The following is a 24388-nucleotide window of genomic DNA, read 5'->3' on the forward strand; positions in this document are numbered from 1 at the left end:
CAGGTGCGGCCGGCGGCTAGCGGCCAAACACGTAGGGCCAAAACACCAGCGCCCCCACCGCCACGGCGCCTAGCGCGGCCAGCAGCACAGCCCCGGCGGCTACATCTTTGGCCTTGCCCGCCAGCGGGTGGTATTCGGGCGAGGCCAGGTCGGTGAGGGCTTCAATGGCCGTGTTCACCAACTCGGCCGACCACACACAAGCCACCGAAATGGCCACCAGTGCCCATTCGAGGCGAGTGATGCCGTAGAAGAGCCCCAGCCCGACCACCACCACCGTGGCCAGGGCATGAAAGCGCAAATGCACCTCCGAGCCCAGCGCCGCCCACACGCCCCGAAAGGCATGGCCGAAGCTGGCCACGCGGCGCCGCCACAGCCCCTCGGGCGGGCGCAGGCGGCCGGAGCCGGGTTGGGCCGGCTCAGCCACGGGCTTCAAAGGGCTGAAACGTGGTTTGGCGCAGCTCCGACCAATCCGGCTTGATGACGCTGAAGATGACCGTGTCGCGCCGGATGCCGCCCTGCGTGGGCCGGTGGCTGCGCAGGGTGCCTTCCTCGGTGGCGCCCATGCGGGCCATGGCCGTGCGCGACTTGTGGTTGCGCGAGTCGGTTTCGAGCTCTACCCGCTCGTAGCCCAGCTGCCCGAAAGCGTGGCACAGCAGCAGGTGCTTGCAGGCCCGGTTCAGGCCCGAGCGCTGAAACTTGGTGCCCACCCAGGTGTAGCCGATGCTCAGGCGCCGGTCGGCGGCCGAGTCGTTGTAGTAGCTGGTGCTGCCGGCCAGCTCCCCGGTTTCGCGGTCGATGATGGCGAAGGGGTAGCGCAGGCCCTGCTCGCGCGCTTCCAGCGCCTGGCGGATGTAGGCGGCCAGGCTCACGGCGTCATCGCCGCGCGTGAGGGTATACTTCCACAGGTCGGCGTCGAAGGCCACAGCTTTGAGGGCTTCAAAATCGCCGATTTCCAGCGGGCGGAGGCGGGCCCGGTTGTTTTCGAGAACGAGGTGGGCAGAGAAATCCATGCGGCCGCAAAGATGCTGGGAAAAAAGAAAAGCCGCCCTTCCGGAACGGACGGACGGCTTTCAATTCGGCTGTCATCCTGAGCGGAGCGAAGGACCTTATCACGTTAGGACAGCCGTTGTTCAAACGTGATAAGGTCCTTCGCTCCGCTCAGGATGACAGTACTGGGAAGGCAATTACATGCCCACCATTTCCTCGGGCTTCAGCCACTCGTCAAACTGCGCCTCGGTCACGTAGCCCAGCTTCAGGGCGGTTTCCTTCAGCGTCGAGCCGTTTTTGTGGGCCGTTTGGGCAATTTCGGCGGCTTTGTAGTAGCCGATGTAGGGGTTAAGGGCCGTCACGAGCATCAGGCTGCTGTCGACGTGCTTCTTGATGTTGGCCTTGATGGGCTCGATGCCCACGGCGCACTTGTCGGTGAAGCTCACGCACACGTCGCCGATGAGGCGGGCCGAGTGCAGGAAGTTGTAAATCATCACCGGCTTGAACACGTTCAGCTCGAAGTGGCCCATGGAGCCGCCCACGGTGATGGCCACGTCGTTGCCCATCACCTGGGCCGCTACCATGGTCATGGCCTCGCACTGGGTGGGGTTCACCTTGCCGGGCATGATGCTGGAACCAGGCTCGTTGTCGGGGATGTCGATTTCGCCGATGCCGGCGCGCGGGCCCGAGCTGAGCATGCGGATGTCGTTGGCAATTTTCATCAGGCTCACGGCCACGGTTTTGAGGGCGCCGTGGGCTTCCACGATGGCGTCGTGAGCGGCCAGGGCCTCAAACTTGTTTTCGGCCGTGACGAAGGGCAGCTTGGTGAGGTCGGCAATGTGCTTGGCCACGTTCTCGGCGTAGCCTTTGGGCGTGTTGATGCCCGTGCCCACGGCGGTGCCGCCCAGGGCCAGCTCGCTCAGGTGAGCCAGCGTGTTCTTGATGGCGCGCAGGCCGTGGTCGAGCTGGCTCACGTAGCCCGAAAACTCTTGGCCCAGCGTGAGCGGCGTGGCGTCCATGAAGTGCGTGCGGCCGATTTTGACGATGTGCATGAAGTCTTCCGACTTCTTTTTCAAGGCATCCCGTAGCTTCTCGATGCCCGGAATGGTGGTCTCGACCAGGATTTTGTAGGCCGCGATGTGCATGGCCGTCGGGAACGTGTCGTTCGAGCTCTGGCTCTTGTTCACGTCGTCGTTGGGGGCCAGCACCTTCTTCTCGTCGGTGAGCTGGCCGCCCTGCAGCACATGGCCGCGGTAGGCAATCACCTCGTTCACGTTCATGTTGCTCTGCGTGCCCGAGCCCGTTTGCCACACCACCAGCGGAAACGAGTCGGCCAGCTTACCGGCCAGAATTTCGTCGCACACCTTGCCAATGAGCTCGGCTTTGTCGGCGGGCAGCACGCCTGCGTCGCGGTTGGTGAAGGCCGCGGCTTTCTTGAGGTAGGCAAAGGCGGCGATGATTTCCTTGGGCATCCGGTTGATGTCCTGGGCAATGGGGAAATTCTCGATGGAGCGCTGGGTCTGGGCGCCCCAATACGCGGTAGCAGGCACCTGCACGGTGCCCATGGTGTCCTTTTCGGTGCGGAAATCCATTCGTTGAATGTGCTGGTTAGTGGATGTGCGAACGTGCGGGCTCGGGCCGGAACGGTGCGCAAAAGTACACCGCCGCGTAACGGCCGCTTTTATTCTCAACCGAAATAGCTGCCAAATGACTTCCCGCGTACAGGGAATTACCAGAAATCAACAAAAGCCGACGGCTCGTGTAGGCGCTCGGCACATCCACCCATCACAGAATCACTTCTTCCGCATGTCTTCCATCAAACAAGTCATCGAAATCCTCGCCTCGTCCGACAAAAGCTTCGAGGATGCCCTGCAGCGTGCCGTGCAGAGCCTGAGCACGTCGGTGCCCAACATTTCGTCTATCTACATCAAAGACCAGAGTTGCAAGGTGCGCGACAACCGCATTGTGGAGTACCGCATCACGGCCAAGGTGAGCTTCGGCACGCCAGTAGAGGGCTTCGACCTGAGCGAAATCGAGCGCACCTTCGACGAAGCCCCCGAGCCCGCCGGCAACGGCGCCCCCGACTACAGCCACGTCGATTTTCTGGCCAAGCCCACGCTGGATGTGGAGCCCGGCGGCAGCGCCACCGAGCCCGAAAGCGGTGGCGGCTACTCGGGCTAAGGGCCTTTTTCGTTAAGAGGCCACCCGGCTCAACGGCCTGCGAATGATTGCCTGACGGCCGCGCTGCTTCTCAGGAGGCAGCGCGGCCGTCTTCGTATAGGGGGCGTACGCAAAAAGCTTGAGGCCGAGATAGCGCAACTGGTTGGTTTGGGCTACCTTTCACCGGGATTACCGGGCACGGTTCCGGCAGCGAATCCTGCTAACCCTTCGCTTGTGCATATGCCTGCTTTCCGCTCCTTGCGTATCTCCGCCGCGCTGCTCAGCGCCCTGCTTTTTGCCGGCTGCAACCAGCCCAACAGCCCGGGCGAAACCGATACGGCCACGCCGGCCGCCCCTGCGGTGGCTTCCTACTTCGCCCCCACCGAAACCGGCGTACAGGACGGCGGCGTGCACGTCATCCCCATTACCACGCCCAAGGGCAAGTTCAACGTTTGGACCAAGACCTTCGGCAACAACCCGAAGATGAAGGTGCTGCTGCTCAACGGCGGCCCCGGGGCCACGCACGAGTATTTTGAGTGCTTCGAGAATTTCCTGCCCCAGGAAGGTATTGAGTTCATTTACTACGACCAGCTGGGCTGCGGCAACTCCGACAACCCGAAGGACACGGCCATGTGGAGCCTGCCGCGCTACGTGGAAGAAGTGGAGCAGGTGCGCCAGGCTCTGCAGCTCGACAGCACCAACTTTTTCCTGCTGGGCCACAGCTGGGGCGGCATCCTGGCCGCTGAGTACGCCTTCAAGTACCAGCAGAACCTCAAAGGCCTCATCATCTCGAACATGATGATGAGTTGTCCCGACTACGGCCGCTACGCCGATGAGGTGCTGGCCAAGCAGATGAAGCCCGAAGTGCTGGCCGAAATCCGGCAGATTGAAGCCAAAAAGGATTTCAGCAACCCGCGCTACATGGGCCTGCTCGAACCCAATTTCTACGCCGAGCACCTGTGCCGCATCGTGCCCAATCCCGAGCCCGTGACGCGCGCCATGAGCAAGATTAACCAGTCGCTGTACGTGACCATGCAGGGCCCCAGCGAGTTCGGCATCTCGGGCAAGCTGGTGAACTGGAACCGCGTGCCCGACCTGCCCAAGCTCAGCGTGCCGGTGCTCAGCATCGGCGGCAAGCACGACACCATGGACCCCGAGCACATGCGCATGATTGCCACCAAGGTGCAGCGCGGCAATTCCCTCATCTGCCCCGAAGGCAGTCACATGAGCATGTACGACGACCAGCAAACCTACTTCAAAGGCCTGCTCACCTTCCTGAAATCAGTCGACGCCGGCACCGTAAAACCGGGCGCCGAACTGTAGCGTCGCTGCTGCCGGCCTCGCCACGACTAAAACGGCACCGTTACCTCCATGGGCAGCGCGGCCCGGCGGCCACCGGCCACGCCGGGCTGCCAGGCGGGGCCGTCGCACACGATGCGCAGGGCCTCGGCATCGTAGTCGTCGCGGAGGCCTCTGGTCACTTTCAGGTCGCTCACTTTGCCGTCGGCGCCCACGATGAATTTTACGTGCACGCTGCCGTTCATGCTGGGCCCCTTTTCGGGCTCAAATTCGGCGGCCTCGCGGCGCAGGTAAGACCGGAAGGCCGGCGTGCCGCCTACCGGGGCGGGGTTGATGGCCACGGTGGGCATGGCCGTGTTTCGTACCCGCGCTGCGGCTGCATCGGCAACGGCACTTTTCGCTTTTTTAGCTGGAGCTGGAGCCGCCATCTCCATATTCGCTGCGTTGTCAGTTGCGGCGGTATCAGGAGTTGCCACCTTTTCTTCTAATGCGGCCACGCCAGCACTGGCCGCCGGGGCTGCCTGCTCGTCGGCTGCAACTTCGGCGGCGACTACTGGCGCGCTGGCCGCCTGCGTGCGGCCTTCCACCGCTGCCGGCCGCGCGGCCGAATTGGCCAGCCAGCCGTCGGACCCTAATGCCGGTGCCACCGGTTTGGGTGCTGAGCGAAGCCGGGCCGGACGGCGCGGGGCCGTCGGGCCCACCGCTGCATAGTCGGCCGCGGCCGGTGCACCGGCCGCGGGAGCCGGAGTGGCAGCAGGTTCTTCCCTGGACTGGGGCGCGGCTGCCACGGGCGGCGCTTGGCTGGCAGTGCGGACGGTAACTTCCTGGACGGCGGTGTTATCTGTTGATACGGCCGTTTGGTGCTGCCAGCCCCAGATGCCTCCTCCTACCACGGCCAGCAAGGCGGCAGCGGCAGCAAGACGAGGCCAGACCCACTGCGTGGCCACCGGCTCGGGCTGCTCGCCGCCGATGCGGGCCTGCAGGCGGGTGCGCAGCTCGGCCACGGCGCGGTCGGTGGTGGGCGCGTCGGTCATCGAAAAGCCTTCCACTAGCTCGGCGCAGCGCTCGCAGTCCAGCAAGTGGGCTTCGAGGCGATGCTCGTCGGCCGGCGCCAGGGTGCCGGCCGCGTAGGCGCGCAGTTCCGCCGTGGCCGGGTGGGGGCCGGGGGCAGGCACCTGGGCAAAAGGCGAATCAGCGGGCGACATGGAGCGGGTTATTGGGGTTGGAAAGCGGGGGCGACGGCGCGGCGGGCTTGGGCGGCGCGGGCGGCTCCAGCTGGCGGCGCAGCATGCGCTTGCCGTTTTGCAGGTGGCTGCGCACCAGGTTCAGCTCGAGGCCGGTTTCGGTGGCGATGTCGCGGTAGCACTTCTTTTCCAGGTAAAATAATTCGAGGCAACGGCGCTGGGCCGGGGGGAGTTGGGCGAGGGCCGCTTCCACGCTTTGCAGGCGGATTTCGGTTTCTTCGGCGTCTTCGGCGGCGGCCTCTTCGTCCAGCAGATGCCGGGCGCCCGCCGTTTCCACATCGGTAGCATCGGGAAAGCTCACCATGAGCGGCCCGGCGCTGGGGCCGCCGCGCTTGCGGGCGCGCAGCTGCATCAGGCAGTGGTTGCGGGCGGTGGTGTGCAGCCAGGCCGGAAAGTTGTCGGGCGCGTGGGTGCGCAGCACCTTCACTAAGTGCTCAAACAGTTGCATAGTAGCGTCCTGGGCGTCTTCGTCGGGCGGGGCCAGGTAGCGGCGGCACACGGCAAACGCCTCGGGCAGGTACCGGTCGTAGAGCAGGCCCAGGTCGGCCACGTTGCCGTGCGCGCGGTAGCGGGCCAGCAGCTCCTGGTCGGAGAGCGGGGCGGCGGCGGACGGTTTGGCGCGGCGGAAGAACATGGCGCTGGGAAGTTAGGGCGGTTTTGGCAAGTGCGCTACCCGTTACCGTCCGGTCGTGGCGTCGCTGCTGCAAAACGCAACCGCCCGTGTGCAATCCCACGCGGCCCTGCATCAAGTCAGCAAGCTTCACCTAACCCCCGCTTGCTGTTATGAGAAATCTATTGCTGCTGCCCGTGCTTGCGCTGTTGCTGGCTCCGCTGGACCAGGCCTGTGCCCAGAAGAAATCGAAGGGGGGCTCCCCTGCCCCGGCCCTGGCCGCCGACACCACCCGCCACCGCACCATCACGGGCGTGGTGATGGACGCCCAATCGAAGCAGCCTCTGCCGGGGTCCACGGTGCTGGTAAAAGGCACGCAGCTCGGCGTCAGCACCGATGCCGCCGGGCGCTACTCACTCCTGGTGCCCAATGCTGGTACCGCCACGCTGGTGTTTTCCAGCATTGGCTACGCCACCCAGGAGCGTCGCATTGAAGGCAACCGCGTGGTCAACGTGGCGCTTTTTGCCGACACGAAGCAGCTGAGCGAAGTGGTGGTGACGGGCTACGGCTACTACGACGAGTACAGTGCCCCTGCCTCGAACTCCATGCCCTCCAAACGCAAAGTAAAAGCCGCCCAGTCGGCCGCCGATGCCCTCTACGCGGCCCCGGCCAGCGGGCTGAATGGCCGCGTGGCCGGTGTGGCCATCACTACCCCCTACCCCAACACGCTGCCCGCCCGCAAAGAAGCCGGCGCCGGCGACACCTACGCGGAGGTGAAGGAAAACACGTATTTCTCGGCTAAGAAAGACCCGCTCAGCACCTTCTCGCTCGATGTGGACAATGCCTCGTACTCCAATGTGCGCCGCTTCCTCAACGAAGGCCAGCTGCCCCCGCGCGACGCGGTGCGGGTGGAGGAAATGCTGAATTACTTCCGCTACGAATACCCCGCGCCGGCCGCCACCTCGCCCGACCCCGTGCGCATCAGCACCGAGCTGGCCGTGTGCCCCTGGAACGCGGCCCATCAGTTGGCCCGCATCGGCATTCAGGCCAAAAAAGTGGAAACGGCCAAGCTGCCGCCCGCCAACCTGGTGTTTCTGGTCGACGTGTCGGGCTCGATGGATGGCCCCGACCGCCTGCCGCTGGTGCAGGCCGGCCTGAAGCTGCTGGTGAAGCAACTGCGGCCCCAAGACCACGTGGCCCTGGTGGTGTACGCCGGCGCGGCCGGGCTGGTGCTGCCGCCCACGCCCGGCTCGCAGCCGCAGGTCATTCTCGACGCCATTGACCGGCTGCAGGCCGGCGGCTCCACGGCCGGCGGCGCGGGCCTGCGCCTGGCCTACTCCACGGCCCGGCAGAGCTTCAACAAGGAAGGCAACAACCGCGTGATTCTGGCCACCGACGGCGATTTCAACGTGGGCGAAAGCTCCGACAAAGCCATGGAGCAGCTCATTGTGGACCAGCGTGAAAGCGGCGTGTTCCTGACGGTGCTGGGCTGCGGCCGCGGCAACCTGCGCGACTCCCGCATGGAAACCCTGGCCGACAAAGGCAACGGCAACTACGCCTACCTCGATAACCTCGACGAGGCCGGCCGCGTGCTGGTGGCCCAGTTCGGCGGCACGCTCTTCACGGTGGCCAAGGACGTGAAGCTGCAAATCGAGTTCAACCCCGCTCGCGTGGCCAACTACCGCCTGGTGGGCTATGAAAACCGCATGCTGGAAGCCGAAGATTTCAACAACGACCGCAAGGACGCCGGTGAGCTAGGCGCGGGCCACACGGTCACGGCCCTCTACGAACTCGTGCCCGTGGGCAGTGCCCAGCCCCTCATCGACGACCTGAAATACCAGCAGCCCACCAAAGGCGCGGCGCCCGCCACCGCCGAGGTGCTCACCGTGAAGCTGCGCTACAAGGAGCCGCAGGGCAGCGCCAGCAAGCTGCTCTCGCAGGCCTTGGCCAGTACGCCAACGAGCATCGAAAAGGCCTCAGCCGACTTCCGCTTTGCGGCCGCCGTGGCGCAGTTCGGCATGCTGCTGCGCCAGAGCGAGCAGCGCGGCACCGCCACCTGGGCCGCCACCGAGCAGCTGGCCAACAACGCCCGCGGCGCTGACACCGACGGCTACCGCGCCGAGCTGGTGCGCCTCGTGCGCCTGGCCGAGGGCCTGAGCGGCAACGGCGCCGTAGGCAAACGATAGAGGGAAGGCGATGGCCGCAAACCACCTGTCGTCCTGAGCGCAGCGAAGGACCTTCTCACGTCCGAACAAACTGTTCAGCGGTGAGAAGGTCCTTCGCTGCGCTCAGGATGACAGGCGTAGCATGACGGATGACTTATAACACCAGAAAGGCCCCGCCGAATACCGACGGGGCCTTTTTTATAACCTATTTCGGATGCTTACCCGAGCAATAGCGAAACTAAATAAGTGGAAGAGAATGGCGGGTAGTCCGCGGGGTTAGAAGGAGTAGTTCAGGCCGGCTTTGATGACGCGGTTCTGGGCGTCGAAGCGGTTGTTGGCGTCGAGGGAAGTGAGGCCGTAGTCGTAGCCGGCGCTCAGGCCGAGGCCGTTTTCAAACTGATAGCCAAGGCCTGCGGATGCCGAAAAGTCGACTTTGCGCAGCTGGTTCGACACGTCGAAGTCCTGCTTGTAGGCGGTGAAGCCGAGGGCGCCGGCTTCGACGCGGGCCTTGCCGCTCACCAGGAACGAGGCCTGGGGGCCGGCGTAGAGGTAGAAGCCCGGCGTCACGAACACCTTGGCCAGCACCGGCACGTCCACGTAAGCCAGGCGGGCGGTGCCGGTTACGTTGGCGTTCAGGAAATCGAGGGCGGGGAAGGGCAGCGTGCCGCGCAGCACGGCGCCTTTTTCGGAATAGTTGATGCCGGGCTCGATGGCGAAGCTGGTGCCCAGCGGCAGCGTGGCGTAGATGCCGGCGTAGAAGCCGGGGCGCATCTGCTTGGTGATGGCGCCGTCGGGAGCATAGCCGGCCAGGTCGGTGAAGGTCTTCACGGCATCGCCTTGGATGTCAGACACGTTCAGGCCGCCCCGGAAGCCGAAGCGCACGGCAGAGTTGCTGCTGGCCGGGGCCGAATACGAAGGCTGGCGCGAATAGCTGGGCGCCGAAGCTTTGCGGGAGCCGCTGCTGCCCATGGGCCGCGTCGAAGGAGCTGCTTTGGGGTTGCCGTAGGCGTCGCGGTACACTTGCTGGGCCGAGGCCGAACCGGCAAAAGCAGAAATCAAAAGGCAAGCCGCGGCCAGGCCGCCCGAAAGGCGTGAAAATTTCATAACCAGAAGGTTGAAAGGGTGAAAGAAACCGGCCTCGCTGCATGCTCGGGCACTGGCCCGGCGAGGTGGCCGATGACAGGAGGTATTACAAAACCGTGCCAAACCCGCGCGTACTTTTTCGGCGCAGCCCGGCCAAATCTTCCCCTTGCCGATGAGCAGCCGCCATCGCCAGACCAGCAGCCTGCTAAAATCGACCAAGCAGCCGCTTCGCGCCCACGCAAAAAAGCCGGGCCGCCCACTGGGCAACCCGGCTTCGTAGCCAGAAAAAATGGAAAACCTTACTCGCGCACCAGTTGCTGGGTGCTGGCTGGGCCGCTGGGCGGCGTGAGGCGCAGCACGTAGAGGCCCGGGGCCAGCCCGCGCAGGTCGAGGGCCTGGCGGAGGGCGCCGGCGGGAGCGGTCAGGGTTTGCTGGCGCACGGTGCGGCCCAGGGCGTCGAGCAAATCGAGGCGCAAGCGGCCGCCGGTGGCCAGGTCGGCCGAGATGGTCACGGCGTCGGTGGCGGGGTTGGGATAGGCGTTCCAGGCCGCCGCGTCGTGGCGGGCCACGGCCGACGAGGCCAAGAACACCGTGGTGGTGGCCGTGTTGGTCATGACCGGCGCGTTGAAATCGAACACGATTCCCGCGCGGTTCGGAATGACTTCGCCCACGGCCAGCGTGGTGCGGGGTTGCACCCGGAAGCGCACAAATCCCTGGGAGCGGATGACGTCGACGTTACGCCCGGGCAGGTTGATGCCGAGAAAGCGCACGGTCAGCTGGCCGGCCTTGGAACCGGTACTGGTCAGCGACCAGCTGCAGTTGTGCGATTGCGACACCAGCAGCAGGCTTGCCAGGTTGAGCTTTTTAGCGTCCAGCGTATCGGAAAGGACAACCGTCGTGGCTTCGGCCGTGCCCAGGTTCTGAAAGTGAATGGTGTAGTCGAGGGGTTGCTGCGTGGCCACCTGGGTCGGGGTCAGGCGCTCGTAATTCACTTCAATGCTATTGGGGTCGAAGGGCCCAACCACCGTTTGGGGAGCCGTGGCGGTGTTGTTGGTGGCGTCCACGTCGCCGGCAAGCGGCGCGGCAGCCGACGAAACCAGGGCCGTGCCCAGCCCAACGTTGATGGGCAGGCTGGCCAGCACGTCATATTCCAATCGGCCGAAGGGCGCCAGGCCGGCGTAGGTCCAGGCCACGGTTTGGCCGGTGCGGGTGCCGCTGGGCGTGCTGCTCACGTAGGTCAGGTGGCTATCGAGCGTGGCCGTGACGGAGCCACTGGCCGTGGTCGTGCCCAGGTTCTCCACTGTGATGCGGTAGCGGGAGGTGAAGCCCGCCCGCACCGCCCCGTAGGGAGTGATGGTGATGCTCACGTCGGCAACATTGGCAATGGGGGCTATGCCAAAGTTTTGCCCGGCTATCAATTGGTCACTGCCACTGAAGGTGCCCGCGTACGAGCCGCCGCTTGGCTGCGTGAGGGTATAAGCCGAAGGCACCCGCGCAATCGTCAGCGAGTAGGAGCCGGGATAGGCATATGCCTGTAGCACGCCGTTGGCGCCCACGGCCGAATAGCTGGTGGCGCCGCCCTGAGTAAGGATGCTGGTGAGGGGCCGCGGAAACATTTGCTCAGAAGCGTCTTGCCGGCCGTTGCCGTTTTGGTCCAGGTATACTTGGCCACGTAGCGTGTTGGCGTAAGGGTTAATGCGGTAAGTGACCGTGCCGCCGCCTACGGTTGTGTGTGGGCCAAACAAAACTACGGGGTTTCCCAGCGTGCCGGGTTGCCGCGGCGAAGTATCCACTGACCCGATGCCATACAGGTTGCCACGGGCATCGGCACCTAAGCTGCCGAAGCGGTAAAACCCAAAACTAGGGGCCGCTGCGCTATAATCTGTCCTGGATTCAGACAACACCCATTGCGAAACGCCTTGCGGGCTGTAATGAACAATGTTGTAGGGCGAAACCAAGGTCAGGGAATCCAAAACCGTACTCCTAAAAAAAGGGAAGCTAACGCTCACCATCAGCGTTACTCCATTGGCGGTAGGCCGCATGTCGTAACCAACTCCATAGCTATTGGCAATTCCGGATGTCTGCTTTTCCCCACGTGCCCACAATAGTTGGCCACTGGCTGAGTATTTGGCCAGAAAAAAGCCTGCCCCTACGGAGGTAGTACCCAACTGAACACTCGACGGGCTGCCGCCCGTCATGTACACATTGCCAAGGGCATCGGCCGCTACATCGAGAACGTTGGTGGCTGGGTTTCCCGCCGCAATAGTCCACTGCGGATTGCCAGCGCCATCAAAGCTGGTTAAAAACACGTTGGCCTGCGGCTGGGTGGTAAGCAATGCGGTACCGGCGGTGCCGTTGCCGTTGCTTACATACAGCGTATTGGCTTGAGTAGGGGAAAACGACGAATTAAGCACAAAGCCGCCATCGGGCCGGGCGCCGAGCCTTCGCAATTGGATGAAGTTGCCTGTACTGCCGTAGAACATTCTTACCCACTGCGTGATACCCACGCTGTTGCTTTTGAGAACAAAGTGAGATGCCACAGCGGCTGTCCGGCCGCTCAAGGTATCGCCCGGCGAAAGTTGCCCTTGCAAGTAGGCGTCGCCCGCGTCGTCCGTTCGCACATCGGTGACGTTGGTGGCGCCGTTGGGTCCCCCCACGGCGTGCACCCATAGCAACGCCCCGGTTGCAGAGCACTTGGCGTAAAAAGTGGGTTGGCGAATTGCCGGTAAATTAGCCGGTACAGGGAAGAGGGTGCCGTCCCAGGTACTAACGGCTTGCGGCAGGTTTCGGGACAATACCATGTAAAACCCACCGGTGCGGTTGTCAGCCGCCATGCTCACTATTTCCAAACCAAAGGTGCTTTTCGCCCACACCACCGCGCCAGTTGAATCATACTTAATCACCGCAGCAGTCTGATAAAAAGTGCCGTTCAAGGTGATGTTATCTGCAAACAGCTTATAACGGTACGGCGCATACACATAAGTATTGCCATTCGCGTCAGTGGCAGACAAGCCGCCGCCGCCGACCCTCATCGTGTCGACATTGGTACGGGCCAGTTTGGCCCAGGCAATAGACTGGGCATGCAAGGGGCCGCGGCCGCAGAGCAGCAGCACCGCCAACAGAAAACAAAGGCGTAATATTTTCATCAGCTGGAGAAGTGGAATAGAAGGTGGAAAAAGCAAGCCGCCGGTCGCCCCGGTGGGCCGATGAACCATCCCGCGCCGGCCGGGCCACGGGTGTTGGTTTCTGATGGCCAGACCAGCGCCGTCGGCAAAAGGCTGCCGGAGCGGCGAATTATTTATTTACAGTCCAAACCGTACCCCAAACATCAGGCCCGTGGCCGTGGGCTGCTGCCGCAGGCCGGTTTCGGGCTTGTAGAGCGACAGCGCCTGCCAGCGCAGGCTGGGCGCCACGCTCACGCTGAGGCGGTTGGTGAGGGCATAGTTCAGCGCCAATGAGCCCGACAGCGCCACGTTGAGCCGCCTAAATGGCCCCTCGCCTGCCCTGATGGTTTCGGAGCGGAAATTTTCGCCGTCGTCGGTCACCACCTGCGTGCCGCCCAGGAAAAACTGCAACTGAGCCCCGGCCGCCACGTCGGCCCACCAGCGGCCGGCGCCGGGCGTGAGGCGGTAGCGCAGCAGCACCGGCACCGTGAAGAAGCGGTAGTTGGGCTGCAACAGCTTCGAGCTCAGGCTTTCCTTCTTGCTGATGAGCGGCGTGATGGTGCGACGCACGGCGTGGGTGCTGTCGCGCTGCACCGTGGTGGTAAACACCGTGTCCTGCCGCGGCACATACACCGTGTCGTAGTCAATCACCTGCCCGCTGGGGTTGAACACCGGCGTGAGCTGCGGCACCTGAATGATGCGCACCGAATAGGTGCGGTTGGTGGAAGTGAAGAACGTGGTGGTGCGCGTGGTGGTGGTGTCGTACTTCACCAGCACCTCGGTGTTTTTGGTGGTGATGCGCAGGTCGGCCCCAAAGGTGCTGAAGCCCACGCCGCCGCCCACGCTCAGGCGCGGCGTGAGGCGGTATTCGGCCAGCAGTGCCGCGCTGAGGCCGCCACGGCCGGTTTCGTGGTTGCGGCGCAGGGCGGTGAGGCTGTCGCCTTCGGGGCCTTGCAGGCCGAGGGTGTTTTGCTCGGGCGTGGCCGTGAGTAGCAGGCTCCAGCGGTGAGCCAGGGGCCGGGGCCGCGCCGTATCGGCGGGCAAGGTGCTGCTGGCGACCACGGCGGCTTTGGGCGCGCTCGGCAGGTCGCCCAGGGCCAGCAGGGTGCTGTCGGTGCGGCGCTGCAGGCGCAGCAGCTCGGCCCGCTCGGCGCGCAGGCTCAGGAGCAGGGCGGCGCGGCTGCCGGCGGGCGGCGTGCCCGGCTGCAGCGTGGCAATGCTGGGCAGCTGCACCAGCACCTGCCGCTCCAGCGCGGCGAGGGGGCGCAGGGTGGCGGGCATAGAATCGGCTGCGGCCACCATAGGCGCGGCTGCGACGGGCAGTTGAGTTACACGAGTTTCGCGTGGCGCTGCCGAGTCGGGCTGAGGAATAGCAACGGGCTGCCGTTCAGTGGCGAGGCCTCCCGCAGTTGCGACCGGGAAATCCTGGCGACGGTGTGGCTGCGCCGCAAGAACCCGAGAAGTAGCATCGCCGTGCCGCTGCGCGGCCTGGAAGTGGGTCGTTGCCGGGCTTGAAACGGCGTCATTCGCCGCGCCGCCCGCCACCAATGTAGCTGGCTGCGCGTGCGTCCGTGCTACGGTGCCAGATGCGGCTTTGGCGTTTGCGAGTTGAGGCTGCCTTCCTGATTTCTCTACTGCCGAGGTAGCTGCCGTGGCTGCTTGTATAGCTTCCTGAGTAATTGTCACAACCGCAGGCCGTTGCTGAGCTGGCGCGTGCGGCAGCAGCCAGCCCACCAGCCCGCTTAGCAGGGCCACCAGCCCAAACAGCAGCGGCAATGGCAGCGGGCGCCGCGGCCGCTTCGGCGCCGGGTCGGGCGGGCCAATCCGTTGCTCAATACCGGCCCACACCGGGGCCGAAGGCTCCAGGCTAAAGCCTTCGAATTTGTCGCGCAGGGAGTGGTCGAGGCGGTTTTCTTCCGGTTCTTCCATCATAGTTTCAAGTAGCTGGCCTGCTGCTGGTGCAGCCGGGTGAGTTGTTTGCGCGCCTTGCTGAGCTGGGCTTTGGAGGTGCTCTCCTGAATGCCCAGCAGCTCGGCGATTTCGCCGTGGGAGTAGCCATCCACGGCGTAGAGGTTGAGGACGAGGCGGCAGCCGTCGGGCAGGCGCTCCATCAGGGCCAGCACTTCGGCCACGCCCAGGCGGTCGAAGGCGTCGGCATCGGCCGCAAAGGGTTCGGGCACGTCGTCTAGGAGCAGCTGCTGGCGGCGGTGCTGCCCGCTCTGCCAGTGGTTGATGGCCGTGGTGACCACAATGCGCCGCACCCAGCCCTCAAAAGAGCCGTCGGCCCGGAAGTCATTCAAGCGCGTGAACACCTTCACGAAGGCATCCTGCAGAATGTCCTCGGCCTCGGCCACGGAGGTCACGTAGCGGCGCGCCACGCCCAGCATGCGGCCGGCGTAACGAGCATACAGCTGGCGCTGGGCCGCCGGCTCGTGGCGGCCGCAGCGAAGCAAAAGGTCTTGTAAGTCAGCGGGCGGAGCTGGCATGCCGGCAAGGTAAGCCCGCGCGGTAGGGCGCGGGCTTAAGCCAGACAGGGCGGTTGCCGAAAAGGCTGCCGGGGCGCGAAAATTATTTTTTCGCCCGCGCTTTTTTCGCCTGTCATCCTGAGCGCAGCGAAGGACCTTCTCACGGCAGACAACTTTCGTTCGAACGTGACAAGGTCCTTCGCTGCGCTCAGGATGACAGAAGATATTATTTGACTTCTCTATTCAGCAGGCGCAGCAGCACGCCGTTGGTCCAACCGAAACCGTCCTGCAGCGGGTATTCGCCGCCGCCGGCCGGGCGGTTGGGGTGTAGCACGTCGTACTTCTCCAGCAATTGCCCGGTTTGGGCAAATACGCGGGTGTTGAGGCGCACCCAGCGCCGGGCCACGGTGTCGGCCAGCGGGCGCTGCTGGTAGCGCGTGAGGCCCTCAATGGCCAGGTATTGCAGCGGCGCCCAGCCATTGGGCGCGTCCCACTGCTGCTTGGTTTCGGTGAGGGAAGTGACCAGGCCGCCCATTTTCAGGAAGTTTACCTTGAGCCCGCTCCCAACCCGTTTGCCCTGCTCCGGCGAAGCCAGCCCAAACGCCAGCGGAAACACGCCCGCCAGCGTGCGCACCGCCGAGCGCCGGCGCTTGCGCCAGTTGTAGTCCTGAAACCAGCCGGCTTTGCTGTCCCAGCTCAGGGCCAGCAGCGCGGTTTTGCGGGCAGCGGCTTTGGCCAGGTAGCTGCGCGCCTGGGCGGGCTTGCCGGCCACGCGGGCGGCTTCGGCCAGCGTTGTTTCCAGGTTGTAGAGCAGGCAATTGAGGTCGACGGGTACCAAATCCGTGGTTTGGATGCTGCCCAGCCCACCCGCTGGCCCAAACCAGCGGCTGCTGAAATCCCAGCCTGATGCCGCGGCGGCCCGCACGTGCCGGTAGAACTGCGCCGCGGGCTGCTTGCTCCGCTTGGCGGCGGCCACGTCCTCGGCGTAAGATTCTTCGCGGGGCTGGTCGCTGTCGTCCCAATAGCGGTTGAGCAGGGCGCCATTGGGCAGGCGCACCACGCGGCGGGCCGCCGTGCCGGGCTTCAGCGCGTCGGCGCCCTGCATCCAGTAGCGGTACTCGGCCTCCAGGGTGGGGCGGTAGCGGAGCAGCTCGCCGTTGCCGCGCTCCCGGGCCAGCAGCTGCACCATGCTGGCAAAAAACGGCGGCTGCGAGCGGGTGAGGTAATACGTGCGGTTGCCGTTCGGAATGAAGCCATAGCGGGCAATGAGGAAGGCGAAATTGTCGGTGATGTCCTTCAGTAGCTGGCCTTTGCCGGCTTCGGCCAGGCCCAGCATGGTGAAGTAGGAATCCCAGTAATACACTTCCCGGAAGCGCCCGCCCGGCACCAGGTAAGGCTTGGGCAGCGGCAGCAGCGAGCGAAATGCTGCCAGCGAATCGGCCGGGTCCAGCGCCGGGGCGGCGGGGCGGGCCAGCACCGTCCAAAGCGTGTCGAGGTGATGGCGCAGGCCGGCCTGCACGTTGCTGCTAAACGGCACGCTGCCATCGGCTGGCAGGTCGAAATGCGCCGTCACAAAAGCCTTCAGGTTGAAGCCGGGCTGGGTTTTCTCGCGCTGCCACGCCGCCAGTATGGCGGCTGGCCGCTGCCGGGGCGCGGCGTCAACAAAGGTTTTGCCATCAGCGAAAACGCGGCCCAGCTGCACGGCCTCAAACAAGCCCGGGAAGAGCTGACGTGGCGACTTCGGCCTAGCGGCGGCTACTGGCGCGACGGCAGTTTGGGAAGCGGGACGAGGCGTGGCGGTTTCCGTCTGAGCCCAATCCGGTAGCGAACCTGCTAGGCTTAATAACCAGGAAAGTAAGATTATGCGCATAAGAATAAGCCAAACCGCCGCGGCACGGTACGCCGCAGCTATAGCCGCTTACGTGTCGCCGGTGCTTTTTGCTGAAGGCCGCTGCGGCGGCGTTGCATGTAGGGGCGGGGCTGGCTCCCACCCGTCGTTGTGTGAAGAGTGCCGCCAGACGACGGGCGGGGGCCAGCCCCGCCCCTACCACGTGCGGCTCTGAATGCGCGCTATGGTTTATGAGTCATGCGCTTGTCGCCATTCAGATATTGTGAAAACAGCGCACAACTAATAAAATAGTTTTTAAACTAAAATTTTAGTTATACGTTTGCATAAGTCACAACCACTTCCGCTTGCCATGAACCCCGATTTCCCCGAACTAACCCGCGCCGAAGAACAAGTCATGCAGGTGCTCTGGCGCCGCGGCCCCTCCTTCGTGAAGGACGTGCTGGCCGAACTGCCGGCCCCGCAGCCGGCCTACAACACGGTGTCGACCATCATCCGCATCCTCGAAACCAAGGGCTTTGTCGACCACGAGGCCTTTGGACGCACGCACCGCTATTTCGTGCGGGTGCAGCAGGACGACTACCGGCGCTTTTCGCTGCGCAAGTTGCTGGGCGGCCACTTCGGCAACTCTTTCAGCCGGCTGGTTTCCTTCTTCGCCAAAGAAGAAAACCTCGACGCCGCCCAGCTCGACGAACTCCTCCGCCACGCTTCCCAACCTCAAAACCTCACCGACGATGAACCCAATCGGCCTGCTTAATTGGATGCTGCTCAGTACGGTGCTGCTGGGCATGTGGTGGCTCTGCTACCGTGTGGCCCTGCGACAGGAGCGCAGCTTTGCCTACAACCGTGGCTTTCTGGTGCTGGGGCCGGTGCTGGCGGCGGGCCTGCCGCTGCTACCCGCGGCGTGGTTTAGCGGGTGGGGCACCGGGCCCGCTGGGTTGCCGGGCGTGGCGACGGTGTTGCTGCCGGCCGTGGCCGTTGGGCCCTGGGCTGCTGCCGGCGCTGCCGAAACGCCGCGGCTGGCCTGGCTGGTGGCGCTGTATGCGGCGGGCGTGGTGGCGCTGCTGGCCCGGCTGGGCGTCGGCTTGGGCCGCCTCTGGCTCAGCACGCGCCGGCTGGCCCGCGAACAGCGGGAAGGCTACACGCTGGTGCCCACCCACGGGCAGCTGCCCACCAGCTCGTTCGGCCGCACGGTGTTCTGGGACGAAACCCTGGCTCTGAGCCCGGCCGAGGCCGCTCAGGTACTGCGCCACGAGCTGGCCCACGTGCGCCAGCGCCACACCCACGACCGCCTGCTGCTGGAGCTGCTGCGCGCCGTGCTGTGGTTCAACCCCTTTGTGCACCTGTGCGGCCGGGCCCTGTCCCTCACCCACGAGTACCTGGCCGACGCCGAAGCCCTGCGCCACGCGGCAGCGGCAGTGCCGGCCTTTTCGCCCACGCAGTCCTACGCTCATCTGTTGGCCCGGCAAGTGGCCAGCCGCCTTGGTTTCTCCGTCCCGCTTGCGCACACCTTTTCCCATTCCCAAACCCTCCGTCGCATTGCCATGATTCAGAAAACCTCTCCCATTCGCCGCTGGAAGCAGTGGCTTGCCCTGCCGCTGCTCGGCGTGCTTGTTGTGGCCGTCGCCTGCGAAAAAGCCACAAATCAGGCCACCCCGACAGCCGCCGCGCCGCTCAACCAAGAGATGAAAGCCCCGATTCACATCGGCAAGGTTGCGATTGCGCCGCCGCCCGGCAACGTGTACACCTACGTGGAGCAAATGCCGCAACTACCCGGCGGTGGCGACGCGCAGGCCATCGTGCAACACATACAGAGCCATATTCCCTATTCACAAGAGTTGGCTGCCAGCCCTAAAGAAGGCGTGGTGTTTGCCTCGTTCACGGTGCAGGCTACCGGTGAGGTGCAAGATGCCAAAATTGTGAAAGGACTAGCTCCGGCCTATGATGCGGCCGTGCTGGCCGCCATCCAAACCTTGCCGCGCTTCACGCCCGGCCAGCACGACGGCAAAGCCGTGGCTGTGAGCTTCACGGTGCCCGTGCGGTTTGTGGCGAAAGCCCCGGCCAAATCGGTCGGGTTGCGCTTGTTCAACAGCTACGGCGTCTGGGACCCCAAGCCGGCCAGCGCGGGCTGCTAACAGGCCCACGGCACTATCCAGGTAAAAAATAGTCGAGAAACCGCTCGAAAAGCCACGGCCACGGCCGGGGCCTTTCTGCGTTAAGCCCGTCCGAACCGGGCAAAATGGGCTAACTTGCGGGTCGTATTGGCCCTCTAATTCGTTTTTATTCAGTGTTGTTTTCCCTAACGCCGCGTGCTGCGCTCGTGGCCGCCACCTTTGGCTTGCTGGCCGCCGCCAGCTGCCCCGCCTGCAAAAACAAGCCCGCCGAGGGCGAAACCGCCGCTTCGGGCGCGGCCGCCGACGGCGACGCCGAAGGCAAGCCGGCCCCCATTGACACCATCAAAATCAAGGCGATGGCCATGCGGCGCGACTCGCTGAAGGCCGACAGCATTGCCCGCAAAAACGGCCAGCTGCCGGGCGCCATCCTGCCGGGCCACCGCATTGTGGCGTTTTATGGCAACATCCGCTCGAAGGGCATGGGCATTCTGGGCCGCGAGCCCAAGGAGCAGATGTTCCGCAAGTTTGCCGGCGTGCTGAAGGAGTGGCAAGCCGCCGACCCCAGCATCCCGGTGCAGGCCGCTCTGCACAACGTCACCATCACGGCCCAAGGCACCGCCGGCAAAGACGGCAAGTGGCGCCTGATGAACTCCAAGGCCACCATTGAAGAGGTGATTTCGTGGGCCCGCGAGCACAAGTGCATCCTGTTTCTGGATGTGCAGCCCGGTCACAGCACCCTGCAGGTGGAGGTACCCAAGCTGGAAGCCTACCTCAAGCAGCCCGACATTCACCTCGGCATCGACCCCGAGTTTTCGCTGGCCACCATGCCCGGCGTGCGCCCCAACCAGCGCATCGGCACCCTCGACGCCAAGGACGTGAACTGGACCATCAACTACCTGGCCCGCCTCGTGAGCGAGAACAAGCTCCCGCCCAAGGTGCTGACCGTGCACCGCTTCACCCGCAAGATGCTGACCAACTACAAGAACATCAAGCTCGACCCGCGCGTGCAGGTGGTGATGCACATGGACGGCCACGGCGAGCCCACCCTGAAAAAGGACTCGTACCATGACTACATCCAGACCGAGCCCGTGCAGTACACCGGCTTCAAGCTATTCTACGAGTACGACCCCAAGCCCAAGCCCCACCACCTGATGACCCCGGTGGAAGTGCTGACCCAGCTCACGCCCAAGCCGCTGTACATTCAGTACCAGTAGGGCAGGGAATAGGTATGTCATTGCGAGGGCGTAGCCCGTGGCAATCCGTCCTGCCAAAGCCAGAAATTTCCTTTTACCAAAAAGCCCCGGTACCGCAATGGTGCTGGGGCTTTTTGCTTTGAATAACTGCCCGGTCCGACGGCGCAGCCGTCCGACCGGTCGTCGTTGAGCGGTTGCCATTGTTTGCCAGAACGTGCTGGCGACGACCGGTCGGACGGCTGCGCCGTCGGACCGGGGCACGTCTCACTTCGCCTTCGAAAACGAATACGGCGCCGCGGCCGGCTGCGTGCCCCGGCTCTTGTTGGGTGCGGCGCTCATGTCAAAATTCAGCGTCGCGCCCTTCATTAGCTCCGTGTGGCTGAGCCAGTTCTTGTCATAAGGCTGACCGTTGAACGTCAGCCCATTCACGTAGCGGTTGGCGGCTGAGTTGTTGGGCGCATTCAGCACAATGTCCTTGCCGGAGGGTAGGTGCAGGGTGGCTTTGGGGAAGAGCGGGGCGCCCAGCACGTACTGGTCGGTGCCGGGGCACACGGGGTAGAAGCCCAGGGCCGAGAAGACGTACCAAGCCGAGGTCTGACCGTTGTCCTCGTCGCCGCAGTAGCCGTCGGCGGTAGGCAGGTAGAGGCGGTTGAGGGTTTCGCGCACCCAGTATTGGGTTTTCCAGGGCTGGCCGGCGTAGTTGTAGAGGTACAGCATGTGCTGAATGGGCTGGTTGCCGTGCGCGTAGTTGCCCATGTTGGCAATCTGCATCTCCCGGATTTCGTGGATGACCTCGCCGTAGTACGACTCGTCAAACACCGGAGGCAGCGTGAAAACGGTATCCAGCGTGGCCACGAACTTCTGCCGGCCGCCCATCAAATCCACCAGCCCCTGCACGTCGTGAAACACCGACCAGGTGTAGTGCCAGCTGTTGCCTTCGGTGAAGGCATCGCCCCACTTGAAGGGGTTGAAGGGCTTCTGAAACGAGCCGTCCTGGTTGCGGCCGCGCATGAGGCCGCTTTCCTTATCGAACAGCTTGCGGTAGTTCTGGCTGCGCCGGGCGTAGAGGTCGATTTCCTTTTTTGGCTTGTTCAGGGCCTTGGCCAGCTGGTAGATGGTGAAGTCGTCGTAGGCGTATTCCAGCGTGCGGGCCGCGCTTTCATTGATTTTGACGTCGTAGGGCACGTAGCCGAGCTTGTTGTAATACTCCACGCCCTTGCGACCCACGGCGTCGAGCGGCCCGGCGTTGTTGGCGCCGTGCGTCAGGGCTTCGTACAGCACATTCATATCCTGTCCGCGGATGCCCTTCAGGTAGGCATCGGCCACCACCGAGGCGGAGTTGTTGCCCACCATCACGTTGCGCAGGCCGGGGCTGCCCCACTCCGGCAGCCAGCCGCTTTCACGATAATCGTTGGCCAGGCCCTGCTGAATTTCGGCGTTCACGTCAGGATAAAGCAAATTCAGGAAGGGAAACAGCGCCCGAAACGTATCCCAGAAACCGGTATCGGTATACATGTAGCCCGGCAGCACTTGCCCGTTGAAAGGGCTGTAGTGCATGATGTTGCCACTGGCGTCGCGCTCGTACAGCTTGCGTGGAAACAGCAGCGAACGGTACAGGCACGAGTAAAACGTGCGCCGCTGCGCCTCGGTCCCGCCCTCAATCTCAATGCGGCTCAACGCCTTGTTCCAGGCAGCGCGGCCCTGCTGGCGCACGGCGTCAAAATCCTGCTCGCCAATCTCGCGCAGGTTCAACTCGGCTTGCTCGGGGCTGATGAAGGACGAGGCCACCCGCGCATTTACTTTTTCCCCTTTTCGGGTTTTAAAGCCTACTACGGCCCCGGCGTGTTTGGCGGTCACCTCCAGCACGCCGGCTGCCAGGGCTTTATCCTGATACAATGCCGTGCTGGTGAAGTCGTGGTCAAACTCCAGAATGAAGTAGTTCTTGAAATTCTTCGGCACGCCGCCGCTGTTGCGGGTGGTGTAGCCGATGACGCGCCGCTGCTGGGGCAGCACTTTCACGTAGGAGCCGCGGTCCAGCGCGTCAATCACCACGTAGGCGCTGTCCGTTTGCGGGAAGGTGAAGCGGAAGCGGGCGGCACGCTCGGTGGGCGCTATTTCGGCGGTCACATCGTGGTCGGCCAGGTACACGCGGTAGTAGTTGGGCTCGGCCACCTCGGCCTTGTGTGAAATCCAACTGGCGCGGGCGTCCTCGTCAAACACGCGCCGGCCGGTGATGGGCATGAGGGCAAACTGCCCGTAGTCGTTCATCCACGGCGAGGGCTGGTGCGTTTGCTTAAAGCCGCGCAGCTTGTCGGCGCTGTACTGGTAGGCCCAGCCATTGCCCATCTTGCCGGTTTGGGGCATCCAGAAGTTCATGCCCCAGGGCAGGGCAATGGCCGGGTAGGTGTTGCCGTTCGAGAGGTCCGGCTTGGAATCAGTGCCCATCAGCGGGTTCACCCATTGGGCCAGGTCGGCGTTAGGAGCGGGCGTTTGGGCTTGGGCCACGCCGGTTGCCAGCCCGAGTGCTGCCAGTGCAGTAAAGATTTTTAGCATGCTAGAATAAGGATTGAACGTCATGCAGAGCGTAGCGAAGCATCTCGCCGGCAAGTGGTAATCATACCGATTGCAACGAAGCGGGCGAGATGCTTCGCTGCGCTCTGCATGACGCTGTGCCAACAACGGTATCCCGCCTAAGCTGCCGCCGCCGCCCGCCGGCTGCCGCGCAGCCCATACCATACGATGTACCCGTAGCACACCACCGGCAGCAGCAGCGCTAGGCGCAGGCTGCTATGGTCGGCAATGAAGCCGAACAGCAGCGGCACCAGCGCCCCGCCCACCACGGCGGTACACAGCAGGCCGGAGCCCTCTTCGGTGTGGCGGCCCAGCCCGGCCAGCGCCAGCGGAAAAATAACCGGCCACATGATGGAGTTCATCAAACCCACGGCCAGCAGGCTCCACATGGCCACCTCGCCGGTCGTGTTGATGGAAACGAGCACCAGCACTACCGCCGCCACGGCATTGAAGGCAAGCAGCTTAGCGGGCGAAATCTTATTGAGCAAATAGGCGCCCAGGAAGCGGCCCACCATGGCTGCACCCCAATAAAAAGAAACCATTACGCCAGCTGCTTCCTGCGTATTTTGTGGATTAATAAATCTTTGCACGCCAAAAGTCGAGGCGAGATTTCTGACATACATAAGGATGTTCGACATGACGCTGTCTAAGCTCAAGTAGCTGACCAAATGCGAGCCGATGGCCACTTCGGCGCCCACGTAGGTGAAAATGGCCACCACGCCAAGTACCAGGTGGCGGTAGTGCCAGGCCCGCACCGAGCCGGCATCTACGTCGGCCACTTGCTCGGTGGCCAGTTCAATTTGCGGCAGGTTGACCTGGCTCAGCAGCAGGCTGATGAGCAGCAGCGCCGCCCCGATGACTAAGTAGGGAATCTGCACGGCCGTCACGTCGATGGCCGCCGCGCTGGTGGCGGTGTTCAACTTAGGCAGGCGGCTCAAAATCAGCGCGCTGCCCAGCAGAGGTGCCAGCGTGGTGCCCAGCGAGTTGAACGCCTGGGTGAGCGTGAGCCGGGCCGACGCCGACCGCGCCGGCCCCAGAATGGCCACATACGGGTTGGCAGCCACTTGCAGCAGCGTGATGCCCGAAGCCAGCACAAACAGCGCCCCCAGAAACAGCCCATACACGCGCTGCGCCGCCGCCGGATAAAACAGGAACGCGCCCACGGCCGCCACCCCAAACCCGATGAGCATGCCCTGCTTGTAGCCAACTCGCGCCACCAGTTTGCCCGCCGGAATGCTCATCAGAAAATACGCCCCAAAAAAGCACAGGTTGATGAGGTTGGCCTGCGCGTAGCTGAGCTGGAAAATGGCCTTCAGATAAGGAATCAGGATGTCGTTGAGGCAGGTGATGAAGCCCCACAGGAAAAACAGCGTGGTGACGGCGCTCAGCGCCGAGGCGTAGCGCGGGGTGGCGGTAGGGGTGTCGGTGCCGTGGGGTTGCGCCAAGGCAGGGGGGAGTGCGGCCATAAAATGGGAATTCTGGAGAGA

Annotated in this window: 18 protein-coding genes; 6 read left to right on the plus strand and 12 right to left on the minus strand. The window is 63.9% G+C overall.

Annotation, left to right across the window (positions count from 1 at the left end; genetic code table 11):
- Positions 1-16: 16 nt before the first annotated feature.
- The 3 genes from MUN81_RS01210 to fumC form a co-directional block, all read right to left on the minus strand.
- Positions 17-424: a diacylglycerol kinase family protein gene (locus MUN81_RS01210; RefSeq protein ID WP_245117444.1), complete on the minus strand. Its 408-nt coding sequence runs from the start codon at positions 422-424 to the stop codon at positions 17-19.
- Positions 417-1010 carry a GNAT family protein gene (locus MUN81_RS01215; protein ID WP_245114583.1) on the minus strand — a complete coding sequence of 198 codons (594 nt, stop codon included), beginning with the start codon at positions 1008-1010 and terminating at the stop codon, positions 417-419. Before MUN81_RS01215 ends, MUN81_RS01210 begins: the two co-directional genes overlap by 8 nt.
- 174 nt (positions 1011-1184) lie before the next feature.
- Positions 1185-2579: a class II fumarate hydratase gene (gene fumC, locus MUN81_RS01220; RefSeq protein WP_245114584.1), complete on the minus strand. Its 1395-nt coding sequence runs from the start codon at positions 2577-2579 to the stop codon at positions 1185-1187.
- Positions 2580-2793: 214 nt separating this feature from the next.
- Between fumC and MUN81_RS01225 the strand changes: the two genes are divergently transcribed.
- Both MUN81_RS01225 and MUN81_RS01230 read left to right on the plus strand, forming a co-directional pair.
- Complete coding sequence (locus tag MUN81_RS01225) at positions 2794-3168, plus strand: dodecin family protein (RefSeq protein ID WP_190926230.1); 375 nt, start codon at positions 2794-2796, stop codon at positions 3166-3168.
- Positions 3169-3387: 219 nt separating this feature from the next.
- The gene (locus MUN81_RS01230; RefSeq protein ID WP_245114585.1) at positions 3388-4470 is read left to right on the plus strand and encodes a proline iminopeptidase-family hydrolase; all 1083 of its coding nucleotides are present in this window, start codon (positions 3388-3390) and stop codon (positions 4468-4470) included.
- A gap of 26 nt (positions 4471-4496) precedes the next feature.
- On the opposite strand, the gene MUN81_RS01235 is transcribed toward MUN81_RS01230, so the two are convergent.
- Both MUN81_RS01235 and MUN81_RS01240 read right to left on the minus strand, forming a co-directional pair.
- Positions 4497-5651: an energy transducer TonB gene (locus MUN81_RS01235; RefSeq protein WP_245114586.1), complete on the minus strand. Its 1155-nt coding sequence runs from the start codon at positions 5649-5651 to the stop codon at positions 4497-4499.
- Positions 5638-6324, minus strand: coding sequence for a sigma-70 family RNA polymerase sigma factor (locus tag MUN81_RS01240; RefSeq protein WP_245114587.1), 687 nt, complete (start codon positions 6322-6324; stop codon positions 5638-5640). Before MUN81_RS01240 ends, MUN81_RS01235 begins: the two co-directional genes overlap by 14 nt.
- 149 nt (positions 6325-6473) lie before the next feature.
- Here MUN81_RS01240 and MUN81_RS01245 point away from each other — a divergent pair, with 149 nt between their 5' ends.
- Positions 6474-8486 (plus strand): VWA domain-containing protein, encoded by a 2013-nt coding sequence (locus MUN81_RS01245; RefSeq protein ID WP_245114588.1) that lies wholly within the window; start codon positions 6474-6476, stop codon positions 8484-8486.
- A 255-nt stretch (positions 8487-8741) separates the two neighbouring features.
- Here MUN81_RS01245 and MUN81_RS01250 read toward each other — a convergent pair whose 3' ends face one another.
- From MUN81_RS01250 to treF, 5 genes are all read right to left on the minus strand, one after another.
- A complete protein-coding gene (locus MUN81_RS01250) occupies positions 8742-9569 on the minus strand; it encodes a porin family protein (protein WP_245114589.1) in 828 nt (275 codons plus the stop codon).
- A gap of 278 nt (positions 9570-9847) precedes the next feature.
- The gene (locus MUN81_RS01255; RefSeq protein WP_245114590.1) at positions 9848-11293 is read right to left on the minus strand and encodes a T9SS type A sorting domain-containing protein; all 1446 of its coding nucleotides are present in this window, start codon (positions 11291-11293) and stop codon (positions 9848-9850) included.
- 1557 nt (positions 11294-12850) lie between these two features.
- The gene (locus tag MUN81_RS01260; RefSeq protein WP_245114591.1) at positions 12851-13993 is read right to left on the minus strand and encodes a hypothetical protein; all 1143 of its coding nucleotides are present in this window, start codon (positions 13991-13993) and stop codon (positions 12851-12853) included.
- A 647-nt stretch (positions 13994-14640) separates the two neighbouring features.
- Positions 14641-15198: a sigma-70 family RNA polymerase sigma factor gene (locus tag MUN81_RS01265; RefSeq protein ID WP_245114592.1), complete on the minus strand. Its 558-nt coding sequence runs from the start codon at positions 15196-15198 to the stop codon at positions 14641-14643.
- A gap of 205 nt (positions 15199-15403) precedes the next feature.
- Positions 15404-17047 (minus strand): alpha,alpha-trehalase TreF, encoded by a 1644-nt coding sequence (treF, locus tag MUN81_RS01270; RefSeq protein ID WP_245114593.1) that lies wholly within the window; start codon positions 17045-17047, stop codon positions 15404-15406.
- Between the two features lie 328 nt (positions 17048-17375).
- Between treF and MUN81_RS01275 the strand changes: the two genes are divergently transcribed.
- The 3 genes from MUN81_RS01275 (at position 17376) to MUN81_RS01285 (ending at position 20351) form a co-directional block, all read left to right on the plus strand.
- Positions 17376-17780: a BlaI/MecI/CopY family transcriptional regulator gene (locus tag MUN81_RS01275; RefSeq protein ID WP_245114594.1), complete on the plus strand. Its 405-nt coding sequence runs from the start codon at positions 17376-17378 to the stop codon at positions 17778-17780.
- On the plus strand, positions 17758-19158 hold the full coding sequence (locus tag MUN81_RS01280) for a M56 family metallopeptidase (RefSeq protein ID WP_245114595.1): 1401 nt from the start codon (positions 17758-17760) through the stop codon (positions 19156-19158). The genes MUN81_RS01275 and MUN81_RS01280 overlap by 23 nt, the downstream gene beginning before the upstream one ends.
- Before the next feature lie 152 nt (positions 19159-19310).
- Positions 19311-20351 carry a hypothetical protein gene (locus MUN81_RS01285; RefSeq protein ID WP_245114596.1) on the plus strand — a complete coding sequence of 347 codons (1041 nt, stop codon included), beginning with the start codon at positions 19311-19313 and terminating at the stop codon, positions 20349-20351.
- Positions 20352-20594: 243 nt separating this feature from the next.
- Here MUN81_RS01285 and MUN81_RS01290 read toward each other — a convergent pair whose 3' ends face one another.
- Both MUN81_RS01290 and MUN81_RS01295 read right to left on the minus strand, forming a co-directional pair.
- Complete coding sequence (locus MUN81_RS01290) at positions 20595-22883, minus strand: GH92 family glycosyl hydrolase (RefSeq protein WP_245114597.1); 2289 nt, start codon at positions 22881-22883, stop codon at positions 20595-20597.
- A gap of 137 nt (positions 22884-23020) precedes the next feature.
- Positions 23021-24367 (minus strand): sugar MFS transporter, encoded by a 1347-nt coding sequence (locus tag MUN81_RS01295; RefSeq protein WP_245114598.1) that lies wholly within the window; start codon positions 24365-24367, stop codon positions 23021-23023.
- Positions 24368-24388 lie beyond the last annotated feature (21 nt).

The organism is Hymenobacter sp. 5317J-9 (assembly GCF_022921075.1).
Taxonomy (GTDB): Bacteria; Bacteroidota; Bacteroidia; order Cytophagales; family Hymenobacteraceae; genus Hymenobacter.

What these genes read in the sequence shown, in the direction of transcription:
- MUN81_RS01215 (WP_245114583.1), bottom strand. Translation starts at nt 1,010, where the DNA reads ATGGATTTCTCTGCCCACCTCGTTCTCGAAAACAACCGGGCCCGCCTC.
- fumC (WP_245114584.1), bottom strand. Translation starts at nt 2,579, where the DNA reads ATGGATTTCCGCACCGAAAAGGACACCATGGGCACCGTGCAGGTGCCT.
- MUN81_RS01225 (WP_190926230.1), top strand. Translation starts at nt 2,794, where the DNA reads ATGTCTTCCATCAAACAAGTCATCGAAATCCTCGCCTCGTCCGACAAA.
- MUN81_RS01230 (WP_245114585.1), top strand. Translation starts at nt 3,388, where the DNA reads ATGCCTGCTTTCCGCTCCTTGCGTATCTCCGCCGCGCTGCTCAGCGCC.
- MUN81_RS01235 (WP_245114586.1), bottom strand. Translation starts at nt 5,651, where the DNA reads ATGTCGCCCGCTGATTCGCCTTTTGCCCAGGTGCCTGCCCCCGGCCCC.
- MUN81_RS01240 (WP_245114587.1), bottom strand. Translation starts at nt 6,324, where the DNA reads ATGTTCTTCCGCCGCGCCAAACCGTCCGCCGCCGCCCCGCTCTCCGAC.
- MUN81_RS01245 (WP_245114588.1), top strand. Translation starts at nt 6,474, where the DNA reads ATGAGAAATCTATTGCTGCTGCCCGTGCTTGCGCTGTTGCTGGCTCCG.
- MUN81_RS01250 (WP_245114589.1), bottom strand. Translation starts at nt 9,569, where the DNA reads ATGAAATTTTCACGCCTTTCGGGCGGCCTGGCCGCGGCTTGCCTTTTG.
- MUN81_RS01260 (WP_245114591.1), bottom strand. Translation starts at nt 13,993, where the DNA reads ATGCCCGCCACCCTGCGCCCCCTCGCCGCGCTGGAGCGGCAGGTGCTG.
- MUN81_RS01265 (WP_245114592.1), bottom strand. Translation starts at nt 15,198, where the DNA reads ATGCCAGCTCCGCCCGCTGACTTACAAGACCTTTTGCTTCGCTGCGGC.
- treF (WP_245114593.1), bottom strand. Translation starts at nt 17,047, where the DNA reads ATGCGCATAATCTTACTTTCCTGGTTATTAAGCCTAGCAGGTTCGCTA.
- MUN81_RS01275 (WP_245114594.1), top strand. Translation starts at nt 17,376, where the DNA reads ATGAACCCCGATTTCCCCGAACTAACCCGCGCCGAAGAACAAGTCATG.
- MUN81_RS01280 (WP_245114595.1), top strand. Translation starts at nt 17,758, where the DNA reads ATGAACCCAATCGGCCTGCTTAATTGGATGCTGCTCAGTACGGTGCTG.
- MUN81_RS01290 (WP_245114597.1), bottom strand. Translation starts at nt 22,883, where the DNA reads ATGCTAAAAATCTTTACTGCACTGGCAGCACTCGGGCTGGCAACCGGC.
- MUN81_RS01295 (WP_245114598.1), bottom strand. Translation starts at nt 24,367, where the DNA reads ATGGCCGCACTCCCCCCTGCCTTGGCGCAACCCCACGGCACCGACACC.